The following is a 13681-nucleotide window of genomic DNA, read 5'->3' as shown; positions in this document are numbered from 1 at the left end:
ACAGGGCGCAACCTTCATAGCTATGAAACAAATTGCATATGCCTGCCGTAAAAGCGCTCGCCGCTCGGCCAATATTTATTCGCGCAAGAAAACTTGAGTAAAGGGCTTGCAAAAAATGCAGGCAAATAAAAACCCGATCAAATTGAAGCCCCAACAGAGGCTGATGGGATACTCATATTCGATCGGGTTTCGTTCGGGCGGGATTAAACCTGCTCTACGGTCTGCTCAATGCGGCCAAAAATGGACTGACCTTGATCGTCGAGCATTTCGATGGCAATGGTATTGCCAAAGTCCATAAACGGAGTACTCGCCGCACCATCTTGAATGGTCTCGATCATACGAATTTCAGCAATACAGCTGTAGCCAACACCGCCCTCGGCGACAGGCTTACCCGGGCCGCCATTCAGCTTATTGGATACGGTTCCAGAGCCAATAATAGTGCCCGCACACAGTGAACGGGTTCTGGCCGCGTGGGCAACCAGCTGGCCGAAGTGGAAGGTCATATCCACCCCCGCATTGGGCTCGCCGAACTTTTCACCATTCAAGTGGGAGACCAGGGGCAGATGCAGCTTGCCCTCACGCCAGTTCTCACCTAACTGCGCGGGCGTGACACACACCGGGGAGAAAGCGCTAGAGGGTTTGGACTGATAAAAACCAAAGCCCTTGGCCAGTTCCGCTGGAATCAGACCGCGCAGGGATACATCGTTAACCAGCATCACCAGCTTGATATGGGACAGGGCATCCTCGGCGGACACCCCCATGGGCACGTCATCGGTGATCACGGCAATTTCCGCTTCAAAGTCGATGCCAAAACCCGAGCTTTGCGACATCTTTACCGGCTCGCGCGGGGCCAGGAAGGTGTCGGAGCCCCCCTGGTACATGAGCGGATCACTGTAAAAGCTCTCCGGTACCTCGGCACCACGGGCTTTGCGCACCAGCTCAACATGGTTGACGTAAGCGCTGCCGTCGGCCCAGTGATAGGCGCGCGGCAAGGGTGAGGCACACTGGGTTTGATCGAATAGCTCCCCCTGAATCTCACCGTTTTGCAGGCGCTCGTGCAGCTTCTCCAAGTCGCCACAGACGGATGTCCAGTTGTCCAGTGCGCTCTGCATCGTGGGCGCAATATCGCCGGCTGACACCATACGGGTAAGATCGTCGCTGACAACCACCAGTTGGCCATCGCGGCCGGATTTAAGACTGGCTAACTTCACTGTGCCTCCCCTTCAGTTTTTTCCACAAATTCTTCCTCCCCGTGCATCCAGGCGGCATGCCTCGGGGCTTTTTTCGTACGCGACCACTCTTCCAACATATCCTCAGCAACCCGCTTCAGCTCCTTGTGCATACCGGGCTGGGCGGTGTTGGCGGCCAGCTCGATGCGGTGGCCATTGGGATCGAAGAAGTAGATCGACTGGAAGATAGTGTGATCGGTGGGGCCGAGTACGTCGACCCCGGCTGCTTCCAGCTTCTCTTTGGTCGCGAGCATTTCTTCCATGGACTCCACTTCGAAAGCGATATGCTGTACCCACTTAGGGGTATTCTCGTCGCGCCCCATCTCCGGGGAGTTGGGGATTTCGAAGAAGGCAAGCACATTCCCCATACCCGCATCCATAAAGACATGCATATAGGGGTCCGGCTCGCCGGTTGAGGGCACCTCGTTTTCGGCAATGGCCAGCTGGAAGTCCATGCCGAGCAGGTCGCGGTAGAATTCCACCGTCTCCTTGGCGTCCCGGCAGCGATACGCTACGTGGTGAATGCGCTTAATACCCATTGAAGCCTCCGTTTTTATTCCTTTTCTTTAATCACGCCGCGCTTGAGCTGATCGCGCTCAATGGATTCGAATAGGGCTTTAAAGTTGCCCTCACCAAACCCTTCGTCTTCCTTGCGCTGGATAAACTCGAAAAATACCGGACCGAGCATATTGGCGGAGAAGATCTGCAGCAGCAGACGCGGTTGACCGCCCTCAGTGGTGCCATCGAGCAGGATGCCACGGCTCTGGAATTCCTCGGTGGGCTCACCGTGACCCGGCAGGCGCTCTTCCAGCATTTCGTAGTAAGTGTCCGGCGGCGGGGTCATAAACTCCATGCCGCGCTCTTTCAGGCGATCCCAGCAGGCGATCAAATCGTCACAGGCAAAGGCGATATGCTGGATACCTTCGCCGTTGTACTTCATCAGGAACTCTTCGATCTGACCGCCGCCACCAGCTGCTTCTTCGTTCAGAGGGATACGGATCTTGCCATCCGGTGCCGTCATCGCCTTGGACAACAGACCGGTATACTCGCCTTTAATATCGAAGTAGCGAATCTCGCGGAAGTTAAACAGGTCTTCGTAGTACTTGGCCCAGTAATCCATACGGCCGCGATACACGTTGTGGGTGAGGTGGTCCAGAGTGTGGAAACCGCAGCCTGCGGGGCGGCGATCTACGCCCTCTTCCCAGATAAAGTCGATATCGTAAATGGACTCGCCATCTTCGTAGCGGTCGATCAAATACAGAGTCGCACCGCCGATACCTTTGATCGCCGGCAGGCGCAGTTCCATTGGGCCGGTATCCACATGCACGGGCTGTGCACCTTTGCGCAGGGCCTCCTCATAGGCGAACTTGGCATCTTTCACCCGGAAAGCCAGACCACAGGCGGAGGGACCGTGCTCCTGAGCGTAGTAATAGGCGTGGCTGTTGGGCTCATAGTTGGTAATAAAGTTGATATCACCTTGGCGCCACAATTCCACAGCTTTGGAGCGGTGGCGGGCGATTTTCTCAAAGCCCATGGCGGTAAAAACGGTTTCAAGAATGCCTTTTTCCGGCGCGGTAAACTCTACGAATTCGAAGCCGTTCAGTCCCATTGGGTTTTCAAATAAGTCGGCCATGCGGTCCTCCATTTCTTATCATCGCAGTACCTCAAAGCGGGGCTGCGGATTGTGGATTTAAAGCGCAAACGAAGTTAGTTGCAGATGTAACTAATGTCAAGGAACACTGAATTCACAGATAAAATAGTACTAATGGAGGGCTTTTAGTCACTAGAACCAGGCGGTGCCAGGTGAAATCCCCTGCTAACAGTGAGACCTCAGACAGGACTGGGGAGAGTCATCAAACGCTGGATGTGACACAGTGTGTTGTGCCACACCCTGACACAATCGAGCTTATTTAGGGGCGCACTTGCCGGTATCGGTGCGACAAATATGCTCTTTGTGAAACTTGCCGGTCATCTGGTCACACTGAGATTTGCTCACATCGCCAGCACAGGCATTCTCGGCATGCTGACAGCAACCGGTTTCAGCACTGCCCATTCCCGTGCCATTCATGCCCTCCTCTTTCTTGCGCTGTTCGCAGGCAGATAGGGTCAAGACCATCGCCGCAGCCAGTATCCCAATTGATGCTCTGAGTCTCATAGAAGCCTCCTAAGTACCCGGCTTAGCGGCCGGTGGTATGGATATCGCGGAACCTGCCGCGCATTGCTTTGTGCGACCCGCGTAGATTTACCCGGTATTTCCGCCCGCTGAGGGCCGACGACTGGGCGCGCCATCCCGTTTCACCCTGCAAATTTATCGGGCCATGCATTGACTCTAGCCCACACTGGCAGCGAAACCATCTGACTAGCAGGACATTTAGCTTTATTTGCCCCCGACAACCCATTCACGTCAGTGAAACCTTTTTGTATTTGCCAGAGCCGGTACAATCGTTCCCGTTTGCCGGGCCAGAGTCCCGGCTGGAATAGATTTATTGAGGACCCCCTATGCTTCTCGCCGCTCTTGCCATTATTGCCGGCTTTATTGTGCTGGTTTGGAGTGCCGACCGCTTTGTAGATGGTGCTGCTGCCACCGCAAAACACTGCGGCATGCCCACACTGTTAATTGGTATGGTGATCGTCGGCTTTGGCACTTCCGCCCCGGAGATGGTGGTTTCCGCCATTGCCGCACTCAATGGCAATCCCGGCCTGGCTCTGGGCAATGCCTACGGTTCCAATATCGCCAATACCGGCCTGATTCTCGGCTTCAGTGCCCTGTTGATCCCCCTATCAGTACACTCAAAAATTGTGCGCAAAGAGCTGCCACTATTGCTGGCCATCACTCTGCTCAGTGGCGCCTTCCTGTGGAATGGCCAACTGGAGCGCTGGGAGGGCATTGTTCTGCTATTCGGTTTCTTCGCCTTGATCGGCTGGAGTATCTTTTCTGCCCTGCGCAATAAAGGAGACCAGCTCGAGGGCGAATTGGACACCGAACTGGAAGATAACCTTATGCCACTGGGTGCCGCGATCTTTTGGCTGCTGGCGGGGCTGGTTCTATTGATTGTCAGCTCCCGGATTCTCGTATGGGGAGCGGTAACCATTGCCGAGTCCCTGGGGGTCAGCGATTTAGTGATTGGCCTCACCATTGTCGCCCTGGGAACCTCACTGCCCGAATTGGCCGCAACCCTGGTGGCCGCACGAAAAGGGGAATACGACATCGCCATCGGCAACGTCGTCGGCTCCAATATGTTCAACCTTCTGGCGGTAGTCGGCATTGCCGGCACCATTGCCCCTATGGGCAGCGTGCCCCACGAAGTGCTGGCCCGCGACTGGCCGATGGTTCTGGGCCTCACGATCGCCCTGTTTGTGTTTGCCTACGGCTTTAAGGGCCAGGGCCGTATCAATCGCTGGGAGGGCGCCGCCCTGTTATTAGCCTACTTGGCATATACCGGCTATCTGGTGGGAACCATTACCAAAGCCGCGCTCTGACCCTGTGCGGGGTGGTGCCACATCACCCCCTACCCCTATTTCTCCATTAAAAGTCGGCGACTACTGGCCTATCTTTATAAGAGGGGGGCCATAGATCGATCGTTAGCGCTTTCTCTCCAGCCGCGCCAGATGGCCCTGAAGGCGCTCTATCTCATCCAGTAACTCTAGTGCCAGTGCCGCACCGGCAAGATTTACCCCCAAGTCCCGCTCCAGACTGTAAACCCGGCGCACCCGGCGTACACAAATACCACTAAAACGCCACTGTACCTGCCTGTTGCGCGGCTCAATAATACCCTCCTCGACCAAGGCGATAATCCGCTCCGCCGGCACGCCGCAGGCCCGGCACAACTCACTTAGAGTTAACTCACTCTCTTCATCGAGAAGGACACCGCTGAGCTGCTCAACCTTTTTAGGCATCACCACGGTCCTCCCAGGGACTGGCGCGGATTGAAATGAAATGCTTCGCCAAGCTGGCGATAGGCATCGCGCTCCCTGTCGGTACTGGCCTTTGGTGTTACCGTTTGCATCACGATATACATATCCCCCGCTTGCTTTGCCGGGATACCACGGCCCTTCAGGCGCAATTTTTTGCCATTGGTGCTATTTGCCGGAATGGTCACTTTTAGGGGGCCAGCGGGCGTGGGTACCTGGACTTTGGCACCGAGTATGATTTCCCAGGGCGCCAGTGGCAGCTCCAGGTAAACCGTTTTGCCTTCTATATGAAAAAGGGGGTGGGGGTTAAACGCAACTTCCAAATAGAGATCTCCGGGCTTCCCCGCACCGATACCCGGCTCGCCCTGCCCGGCCAATCGAATCTGTTGCCCCGCAGTGATCCCTTTGGGAATAGTGATATTGAGTGTGCGCTCACGCAATTGCGGTCGCCCATCCGCGCCCAGTACCGAGTGCTTTAAGGTCACCTGGCGCGTACTGCCGCGATAACTGTCTTCAAGATCTATCGTGATACGGGCATAAGTATTGTCACCCCGAGCGCTATAAGCACGCTGCTGCCCGTGCCCATAAGTCTGATGAAATCCACTTCGACCAAACAAGCTTTCAAAAAAGTCACTAAAAGCTTCGGGGTCAGCTTCGGTATATCCGCCGCCGTGGAACTCAAACCCCTGATCCCAGTTGGGTGGCGGTCGGAAATCCTGCCCAGACTGAAAACTGCTGCCAAGTTGGTCGTAAGCCGCGCGCTTCTCTGGGTCCTTCAATACTTCATAGGCCTCATTTACTTCCTTAAAGTGCTCTTCGGCGCCCTCTTCCTTACTGACATCAGGATGATATTTGCGTGCTAGCTTGCGATAGGCACGCTTAACCTGCGCCTGATCCGCACTCCGCTCCAGACCGAGTATTTTGTAGTAATCCCTGTATTCCATGGCTTTAATAAAAGCCGATAGTGGGGACGTTCGCCATATACTTATAGCGATAAACCTGACAGGAAGATTATTTGAAGTTCAATGCCTTTTACTAAAAAAGATAGGATGGCGCCGATCGAATAAACGACGCCAATGGGAACTATTAATAACCCGTCTCGTAACTCATTGAGCCACTCAGATATTCAATGGAGCCATCGGTATAGTGAATATACACTTTTGCTAAGTTTGAAGAGTAAGCTCGCACTGTCACAGAACAGGACAAACCGGAACTGCAACCATTAATCCAGTTCACATAGTCTATAGATTTTGTAATATTTGTTATTTCCCACTTTCCAGAAGTCGATGATCCAAAACTAAAATCCAAACCGCCACAATGACTTGTTCCATTACCGTATACATGCCCCCCGGATTTAACGTTCAGTGTACACTCCAAGTCTGCGGAAAGAGCCGGCAGGGCAACTAGAGAACTCGCCAACAAGGAAATAATTATTAATAATTTTTTGACGTTCATTTTGTTTCACCTTAAAAAATACTATATATTTATTAATACTTACAAAACAACTAACAACGCCAACGATGCTAACACCGCCAATAAACACTTCCCATAACAATAAAATTACAAAACAAAAAAAATGAACTGCCTACCAATTTCTTCCGATTAATTTCTGCCAATATAGAAATCATCTGGCACAGCCATTCAATAGAGAAAAAAATTAAATAACAGAAACCTATAATTGGCTTAATAGTAAATATTATTAGAGCAAGGTAAATGTAAAATAAAATAAAATAAAGAAATTTAACCGGGGTAAAATTACGCAAGCAGACTTCAATCTATTAACGTGTAAAAACTAGCCGCAGCCACCCCCCAAGAAGCCGAACTCTCTTCTAGCTCCTCAGGAGAAAGCATATAATATCGATTAAAAGTTACCGCTCAGCAGAATAGGGATCTTCCGCATTTAAATAAGCCAAGATATCGGACTTTTGTTCGCCAGAGTATAGCCACTTTCGAATTTCTTTGACTTTATCGTACAGCTCATCGCCAAATTTTACCCGATACATTTCGGAAAAATTCTCCTGAGCTTTACTTTCTCTGATTCTCTTCTGCCATTCATGAGTAACCAGAGAGTTCAGTGAGCCGGCAAGTCCCTCCGCCTTTAACAGCTCCCACTCACCCTTATCCAACCAGATTCCACCAACGACTGTACTGTAATCAATGCGCTGTTCACTACCTGCCATAATTCTTATTTTCTGCATAATGGCACCGGATACCGGACATAAGATAGCTTGTTTGGTTTCTTCAACCTCCCTATGGCTAAGGCTCTCTTGCTCATCCGGGAAGTGAAAATCAGGATTTTTATTTTTCCATGCAAGAAAGTCTTCTACCAGTATCCAGTTCCCTTCACAGGAAGAACAGGTATACCCTCGAAATAACTCATCGATCAAACCTGGCTTGAGAAGCCCTTCTTTACAGCTGGTACAGCGCTTCATATATTTACCTTAAAAAAACAACCCGGATCTGGAAAATTAGATCCGGGCTTAATGGACTATTATTGCAAATAATAGAACAATACTTTAACTCTCAGTCTCAGCCACTTTATTCAACTCGCCAACCCCCGCCTCTTTCAGCAGGGAATCTACCAGTGGTGCCATAGCGCGATGCTTAAGTGCACTTCCGACCAAAGCTTCCGGCAAGCTTTGCCCTTTGGCCTCACTGTCACTATCCAAGATGCCGTTACTTGCGCGGCCATCAACACCATTTAAACCTTCAACCGAAATGATCTTCATGCCCTCAATATTTTCCATCGGCTTAACACTTTCACGGATAATATTGGGTAGATTTTCGTGCAAACTGAGCACTTTCTTCAGTGCGATTTGGGCTTCATTGAGGCTGTTATAGGCCTCATTCATCAAGCGCTGACCCTCGGCATCCACCGCATATTTCTCACGACTCGCTTCAACCTTGATACGAATCGCTTCAGCTTCTGCTGATGCTTGCAGGCGCAAGGCTTCGGCCTTATCTTCTGCGGCCGCTTTTTCCGCATCCGCCATGATCTTGATACCCGTGGCTTGGCGCTCTGCCTCTTTTTTCGCTTCAATAATTTCAATGCGCTTGTCACGCTCGGCCACCTCAACATCTTTGGCGGTGCGAACCTGCTCTTCGGCTTTTACTGCCTCGGCTCTGGCTACGTTAGCCTGTTGGTCAGCGAGGGACTGTTCCTTAGACTTCTCAGCAATAGCAATCGCGCGTTTCTGCTCGGCAATTTCTACCGATTTCTCTTTGGAAATACGCTGCTCATCGAGAATACGCTCACCTTCAATTTCCTGTTCTTTCAAGCGACGTTCTTTTTCAATCTCCAATAATTTAGTTGCCTGCTCGGCAGCAATTTGCGATTGGCTCACTTCGCGTTGAGCTTCAATCTCAGCCTGGCGCGCGGCGCGTTCCTGCTCGGCTAATTCACGGGCAATATCGGCTTTCTGTGCGGCTTCGCGATTTTCCAATTCGCGCTGCTGCTCCAGATGTGCATAGCGCTTCTCTTTATCGATCTCTAATTTCTGGCGCTCTGCTTCGAGGTTTTTCTTCTCGATCTGCACCATAGTTTCCTGCTCGACGTCATTGACCTCCTTGCGGCGCGCCTCAATAGAGCGAGTCATACTGGCCAGGCCCTCGGCATCAAATACATTATCCTGGTTAAAGAACTCTTTGTGGGTCTGATCCAGGCCGGTCAGGGATACGGCCTCAAGTTCCAATCCATTCTTCAATAGGTCCTCGGAAACTACCTGCTGCACTTTCTGTACGAACTGGCTGCGCTGCTCATGCAGCTCCGCCATTTCCATTTCCGCAGCAACCGAACGCAACGCATCAACAAATTTGCCTTCAATCATTTCTTTTAAGGCTTCGGGATCTAAAGTGCGCAACCCCAAAGTCTGTGCCGCATTGGCAATCGCATCCGCATCCGGCTTTACCCGCAGGTAAAATTCCGCAAGCACATCCACCCGCATACGATCCTTGGTAATCAAGGCCTGCTGTTCCTTGCGGGAAACCGCAAGGCGCAGGGTATTCATATTGACCGGGATAATTTCATGTAAAACCGGCAGCACCAAAGCCCCGCCATTCATAATGACTTTTTGTCCGCCCATACCGGTACGCACAAATGAGCGCTCTTTTGACGCTCTAGTATACAAACGTGCAAAAATAGTCCCGACAACAATCAAGGCCACTAATATGGCCCCACCAATAAATACCATAACCGGAAGGTTTCCTATCACTGCTAAATTCTCCATTTAGTTATTCTCCATAAGATGTATACTGCTGGGACGAGTTACTCGAAAATGTGCTCCCAGTTCTTCCACCAGCAACACTTTGTCCCCCTGGCCAAATATTTCACTCTCATCCGGCTCCACCATCACATAGTGTGTGGTTCCGTATTCATCACTAAAGCGCGCCTCCGCAGGTGAGCCCACTTCAGCCTTACCTATCGTTATAGTCGCTATGCGGCCAACAAAGGCGCTTCTCTCTAAGGCTTGCGATTCCTCCCTGAGGGCAAAGCGCCGCAGAACATTGCCGACAAAACGCACCTGCGGTAGCGCCAAAAAAAGAACGCCTACAGCAAGTAGGCCACCTGGCAGCAAGTACCCAACGACAGACTCGACGAGCATTTGGATGAGTAGACCCGTCACCCCAAAGCCAAGCAAAAAAACGACGAGTAGGATCAGTGCAGGTACTTCGCCAAAACGCAGCCACCCAAGTAGCTTTGTCATTCCCCCAGACAACCCAGTTTCCGCCACATTCATCTCAAAATCTGGCAGCACGTTATCCAATAAATCTGAAACACCAACACCAATCAATGTCATCACACCTTCAAGCAGCGCTATCATAAACATTAAAAGTAGCGCACCTGTGAAGATCAGATTCTGATCTTGCAATAAAAATATCATCAGCCCCCCGATTTAATCTTGGCTAAACGCTCTTTCACACGATTGCTACGTGCAATCTCCTCAAGCTCCGCCAGCTTACTGGCATCTATTCCCGAATCAGCCGTCGATACACCCACACGGCCAAATGCGTGATTAAATGCCTCTGTAGCCTGCTCTACTTGTAATTTTGCTTTATGCTCTACGCCAGTCTGTGCACTAATAGGGCGGTTGTTAATAGTCTTATTGGCATCAATGTAGTCTTGCAATTGCTCACACATTTCACGTTTCTTGCCTTGCAAAGCAAGGATATAGGAACTCAACTCCTGTATTTCCCTGGCATTTTCACTAATCGCTTCTTCCAAAACGGGCAGTTGCACCTCAATATCCATTTGCTTGGCAATGGCTGCTTCGGCTAAGTCATCGCGCCCCGCTGTTACCGCAATATCAATTTGCTCAGTCAAACGATTGTGGCGGGTATTCTCATCGCTGAGCGCTTTGCTATTAATATACTTATCCGCCTCGGCTTTTCCCAGCTGGTCCCGCACATCTGCAATCGCGCTATCAATGTCTCTAATTGCCTGTTCCATGGTGGATTCCGGCGCAGTGGCTTCAACTGATCCCACAATTGCATTAGCGGACGCAGATATTAGTCGCGATATGCGTTTAATAAATCCTTCACTCATAATCTACCCCCCTTTTCTTCTATAAAAAATACCGTCCAGCGGATGTAGCATAGTTCTAAACAATGCAGAGTTTTCCTCTATCTGATAATGGATTCTGCGTATATTTTTCTACTGCAATAACAGGATTATGCTTCCACGAGATTATTGGCAGCCAGCATACATGCAACTTTCTCTGAGAATACCACCAGGAACTGGTAATAATTATCGGACTAATAAAGAGCAACTAAGGGAAACAGTGCTTTTATGGAGGAAAGGTATCAATGAGTGGGCTTTTTACTCAGGCTGATTTACCGCTACACCATAAGCTTATATACTATTTCACTTTGTGCAGCCACAGCATCGCATTATTTGATATCCACTAGGCGCCACCTTCAGTCGATAAATACATTAAAATCAACTGGGATTTATTAGTGGTATCATCCCTTGGCTGTCACGTCTACCAATGTACACACATCTATTCCACAGGTCAATCAATAGGCTGAAATCTTGAACAAATAAGCGTACCTTACAACAGTCATACGATTATTTTCGCCCTGATAAATAGCACCTGAAAATCCTGTATAGTTTACCATTTTACTGGGACTACAGTTCGAAAAATCAATTACACCGTATAACAACATAATCTTTACTCTAATACCGGCAACACTCTGTAGCTGGCAAACGTGAGCATGTAAAGATCTTTCCGGCCATGTAAATTATCGATAAATGCAATACTCGATATCTATAGAGCCAACTATTAGTTCCGAGAGATATTCAATGCCAGTGGTTATCCAGAGTATAATCTCTGCAAATACTGGGATTCCAATATTTGATTAACTGTATTAATGTTTATCGAATCGATCAAATAAAAACACTATTGACCTTATTACTTTTGACTTATTTATATTTTGAAATACTACAGAAAATATACGGGGACACAGCTCAGCAAGATAAGATGGGGGCTGAGGTGTTTATTTGTCAGCCAACACCCCGATCACTGAAAGGGAACCTTCAAAATGCCAAGTTATTATGTGCAGAAAATTATTACAAAGGTTAAAAGAAGCGACACTTGGCGCTATATGTTAAAGCTGGGGTTAAACCCAAATCGAGGTTCAGCGGGAGTGCCCCACTCAAAACTATCGGACAGAGCCCTAAAATCAGGCACTATCTACCGAGCCCCGCTCTAGGCCAACAACCATTTACCCCCAGCAAGTGTCACTTTACCGAGCGAGCACTTTACAACATCAGCCAGTACCTGTTAGCTGTACATATCCAAAGTCTGACCTCCGTGCACACAAAGCCCTAAGTGTCAGTCGCAATAACAATAAACACCCCCAGGGAAGCTTCGTATCTTGCTGGGGTAAAGGTAGCCAATGGAAAGAAGAAAATTCCTCAAGATCGCCGGTGTCGGCTCCAGTGGTATTTTGTTGCCTCTACAGGGCATTCAGGTCAACGCCGAGCAGCTGCTCAATGAGGGCATGCACAGCTCCCATAAAAGACACCTGGCAGATATAGTCCTGAATTCGGCGCGCAAGGCCGGGGCCAGCTATACCGATGTACGTATCGGTCGCTATCTCAACCAGTTTGTAATGACCCGCGAAACCAACGTGGAGGATATCGTCAATACGGAATCCCTCGGTGCCGGTATTCGCGTGATCGCTAACGGCACCTGGGGTTTTGCCGCCACCAATGACCTTACAGCGGATGGCGTCGCCCGCGCTTCACGCCAGGCGGTTGCTGTCGCCAAGGCCAATGCCAAGTACCAGACCGAGCCCGTGCGTTTGGCACCGGTAAAAGGCGTGGGCGAGGTTTCCTGGCAGACACCGATCAAACAAAATGCCCTACAGGTGCCCATCAGTGAAAAAGTCGATTTCCTGATGGATGTTAACAATGGGGCACTCAAGGCCGGGGCCAGCTATATCCGCTCCTCCCTGTATTTGGTGAATGAGCAGAAATACTTCGCCTCCAGCGATGGCTCCTATATCGACCAGGATATTCACCGCCTATGGGCACCTATGCAGGTGACGGCTGTAGATAAGCAAAGCGGGGCCTTCAAAACTCGCAATGGCCTCTGTGATCCAGTGGGTAGAGGCTATGAATACCTGGCCGGCCACGACAAAGACAAGATTCGCGGACAGACCACACTCTATAAAGCTTCCTACGATATGGCCGAGGATGCAGTGCTCGCGGCCGAGCAAGCCAAGGCCAAGCTATCGGCCAAGTCTATTGATCCGGGCAAGTACGATTTGGTACTGGAGCCCTCGCACCTGTGCCTGACCATCCACGAATCTGTGGGCCATCCTCTTGAGCTCGACCGCGTGCTGGGTTACGAGGCCAACTATGCCGGCACCTCCTTCGCCACCCTGGATAAGTGGCGCAGTGGCAAGTTCCAGTATGGCAGCGACAAAGTCACCCTGTTTGCCGACAAGGTACAACCCGGTTCCCTCGGTGCCGTCGCCTATGACGATGAGGGGGTAAAAACCAAGCGCTGGGACCTGGTAAAAGATGGCATCCTGGTGAACTACCAGGCCACCCGCGATCAGGTGCATATGATCGAGCAAACAGAATCCCACGGTTGCAGCTATGGCGATAGCTGGTCCAGTGTGCAGTTCCAGCGCATGCCCAATGTCTCCCTGGCGCCGGGAGAGGAAAAGTACTCGGCCAAAGACATGATCCGTGATGTGGAAAAAGGCATTTACATTGTCGGACGCGGCTCCTACTCCATCGATCAGCAGCGCTACAACTTCCAATTCGGCGGACAGCTGTTCTACGAGATCAAAAACGGTGAGATCGTCGGCCAGGTCGAAGACGTCGCCTACCAGTCCAACACCCAGGAATTCTGGAATTCCTGCTCGGCGATTTGCGACAGCAGTGATTACCGCTTGGGCGGCACCTTCTTCGATGGCAAGGGCCAGCCGAGCCAGGTGAGTGCAGTCTCCCACGGCTGTTCCACCACCCGTTTTGACCAAATTAATGTAATCAATACCAAGCGCAAGATTTCCTGAGCGGCGCACAAGAA

Annotated in this window: 13 protein-coding genes; 2 read left to right on the top strand and 11 right to left on the bottom strand. The window is 50.6% G+C overall.

What is annotated here, in order from left to right; translation table 11 throughout:
* Positions 1-203 precede the first annotated feature (203 nt).
* The 4 genes from ACJJIF_RS15510 to ACJJIF_RS15495 all read right to left on the bottom strand — a co-directional run bounded on the left by ACJJIF_RS15510 (position 204) and on the right by ACJJIF_RS15495 (position 3384).
* On the bottom strand, positions 204-1211 hold the full coding sequence (locus tag ACJJIF_RS15510; protein ID WP_444929234.1) for a fumarylacetoacetate hydrolase family protein: 1008 nt from the start codon (positions 1209-1211) through the stop codon (positions 204-206).
* Entirely contained in the window at positions 1208-1768 is a 561-nt protein-coding gene (locus tag ACJJIF_RS15505; protein ID WP_444929233.1) for a VOC family protein, read from the bottom strand. Before ACJJIF_RS15505 ends, ACJJIF_RS15510 begins: the two co-directional genes overlap by 4 nt.
* A gap of 14 nt (positions 1769-1782) precedes the next feature.
* A complete protein-coding gene (hppD, locus tag ACJJIF_RS15500) occupies positions 1783-2862 on the bottom strand; it encodes a 4-hydroxyphenylpyruvate dioxygenase (RefSeq protein WP_444929232.1) in 1080 nt (359 codons plus the stop codon).
* A 273-nt stretch (positions 2863-3135) separates the two neighbouring features.
* The gene (locus tag ACJJIF_RS15495) at positions 3136-3384 is read right to left on the bottom strand and encodes a hypothetical protein (protein WP_444929231.1); all 249 of its coding nucleotides are present in this window, start codon (positions 3382-3384) and stop codon (positions 3136-3138) included.
* Positions 3385-3728: 344 nt separating this feature from the next.
* Here ACJJIF_RS15495 and ACJJIF_RS15490 point away from each other — a divergent pair, with 344 nt between their 5' ends.
* Positions 3729-4709: a calcium/sodium antiporter gene (locus ACJJIF_RS15490; protein WP_444929230.1), complete on the top strand. Its 981-nt coding sequence runs from the start codon at positions 3729-3731 to the stop codon at positions 4707-4709.
* A gap of 102 nt (positions 4710-4811) precedes the next feature.
* Here ACJJIF_RS15490 and ACJJIF_RS15485 read toward each other — a convergent pair whose 3' ends face one another.
* The 7 genes from ACJJIF_RS15485 to ACJJIF_RS15455 all read right to left on the bottom strand — a co-directional run bounded on the left by ACJJIF_RS15485 (position 4812) and on the right by ACJJIF_RS15455 (position 10683).
* Positions 4812-5126 carry a chaperone modulator CbpM gene (locus ACJJIF_RS15485; RefSeq protein WP_444929229.1) on the bottom strand — a complete coding sequence of 105 codons (315 nt, stop codon included), beginning with the start codon at positions 5124-5126 and terminating at the stop codon, positions 4812-4814.
* A complete protein-coding gene (locus tag ACJJIF_RS15480; protein WP_444929228.1) occupies positions 5126-6085 on the bottom strand; it encodes a DnaJ C-terminal domain-containing protein in 960 nt (319 codons plus the stop codon). The genes ACJJIF_RS15485 and ACJJIF_RS15480 overlap by 1 nt, the downstream gene beginning before the upstream one ends.
* Before the next feature lie 142 nt (positions 6086-6227).
* The gene (locus ACJJIF_RS15475; protein WP_444929227.1) at positions 6228-6596 is read right to left on the bottom strand and encodes a hypothetical protein; all 369 of its coding nucleotides are present in this window, start codon (positions 6594-6596) and stop codon (positions 6228-6230) included.
* Positions 6597-7009: 413 nt separating this feature from the next.
* A complete protein-coding gene (locus ACJJIF_RS15470; protein ID WP_444929226.1) occupies positions 7010-7573 on the bottom strand; it encodes a TFIIB-type zinc ribbon-containing protein in 564 nt (187 codons plus the stop codon).
* Positions 7574-7657: 84 nt separating this feature from the next.
* A complete protein-coding gene (locus tag ACJJIF_RS15465) occupies positions 7658-9367 on the bottom strand; it encodes a flotillin family protein (RefSeq protein WP_444929225.1) in 1710 nt (569 codons plus the stop codon).
* Positions 9368-10021 (bottom strand): YqiJ family protein, encoded by a 654-nt coding sequence (locus ACJJIF_RS15460; protein ID WP_444929224.1) that lies wholly within the window; start codon positions 10019-10021, stop codon positions 9368-9370.
* A complete protein-coding gene (locus tag ACJJIF_RS15455) occupies positions 10021-10683 on the bottom strand; it encodes a PspA/IM30 family protein (protein WP_444929223.1) in 663 nt (220 codons plus the stop codon). The genes ACJJIF_RS15460 and ACJJIF_RS15455 overlap by 1 nt, the downstream gene beginning before the upstream one ends.
* A 1352-nt stretch (positions 10684-12035) precedes the next feature.
* Between ACJJIF_RS15455 and ACJJIF_RS15450 the strand changes: the two genes are divergently transcribed.
* Positions 12036-13667, top strand: coding sequence for a TldD/PmbA family protein (locus ACJJIF_RS15450; RefSeq protein WP_444929222.1), 1632 nt, complete (start codon positions 12036-12038; stop codon positions 13665-13667).
* Positions 13668-13681 lie beyond the last annotated feature (14 nt).

The sequence above is a fragment of the Microbulbifer regidiadema (SeqCode) genome (assembly GCF_052467605.1).
Note: the sequence above shows the minus strand (reverse complement) of the source record. Positions and strands in the feature narration are given on the sequence as shown.

Coding starts and splice junctions, on each gene's coding strand:
- ACJJIF_RS15505 (WP_444929233.1), bottom strand. CDS start 1,768: ATGGGTATTAAGCGCATTCACCACGTAGCGTATCGCTGCCGGGACGCC.
- ACJJIF_RS15465 (WP_444929225.1), bottom strand. CDS start 9,367: ATGGAGAATTTAGCAGTGATAGGAAACCTTCCGGTTATGGTATTTATT.
- ACJJIF_RS15460 (WP_444929224.1), bottom strand. CDS start 10,021: ATGATATTTTTATTGCAAGATCAGAATCTGATCTTCACAGGTGCGCTA.
- ACJJIF_RS15455 (WP_444929223.1), bottom strand. CDS start 10,683: ATGAGTGAAGGATTTATTAAACGCATATCGCGACTAATATCTGCGTCC.
- ACJJIF_RS15450 (WP_444929222.1), top strand. CDS start 12,036: ATGGAAAGAAGAAAATTCCTCAAGATCGCCGGTGTCGGCTCCAGTGGT.
- ACJJIF_RS15470 (WP_444929226.1), bottom strand. CDS start 7,573: ATGAAGCGCTGTACCAGCTGTAAAGAAGGGCTTCTCAAGCCAGGTTTG.
- ACJJIF_RS15485 (WP_444929229.1), bottom strand. CDS start 5,126: ATGCCTAAAAAGGTTGAGCAGCTCAGCGGTGTCCTTCTCGATGAAGAG.
- hppD (WP_444929232.1), bottom strand. CDS start 2,862: ATGGCCGACTTATTTGAAAACCCAATGGGACTGAACGGCTTCGAATTC.
- ACJJIF_RS15495 (WP_444929231.1), bottom strand. CDS start 3,384: ATGAGACTCAGAGCATCAATTGGGATACTGGCTGCGGCGATGGTCTTG.
- ACJJIF_RS15490 (WP_444929230.1), top strand. CDS start 3,729: ATGCTTCTCGCCGCTCTTGCCATTATTGCCGGCTTTATTGTGCTGGTT.
- ACJJIF_RS15480 (WP_444929228.1), bottom strand. CDS start 6,085: ATGGAATACAGGGATTACTACAAAATACTCGGTCTGGAGCGGAGTGCG.
- ACJJIF_RS15475 (WP_444929227.1), bottom strand. CDS start 6,596: ATGAACGTCAAAAAATTATTAATAATTATTTCCTTGTTGGCGAGTTCT.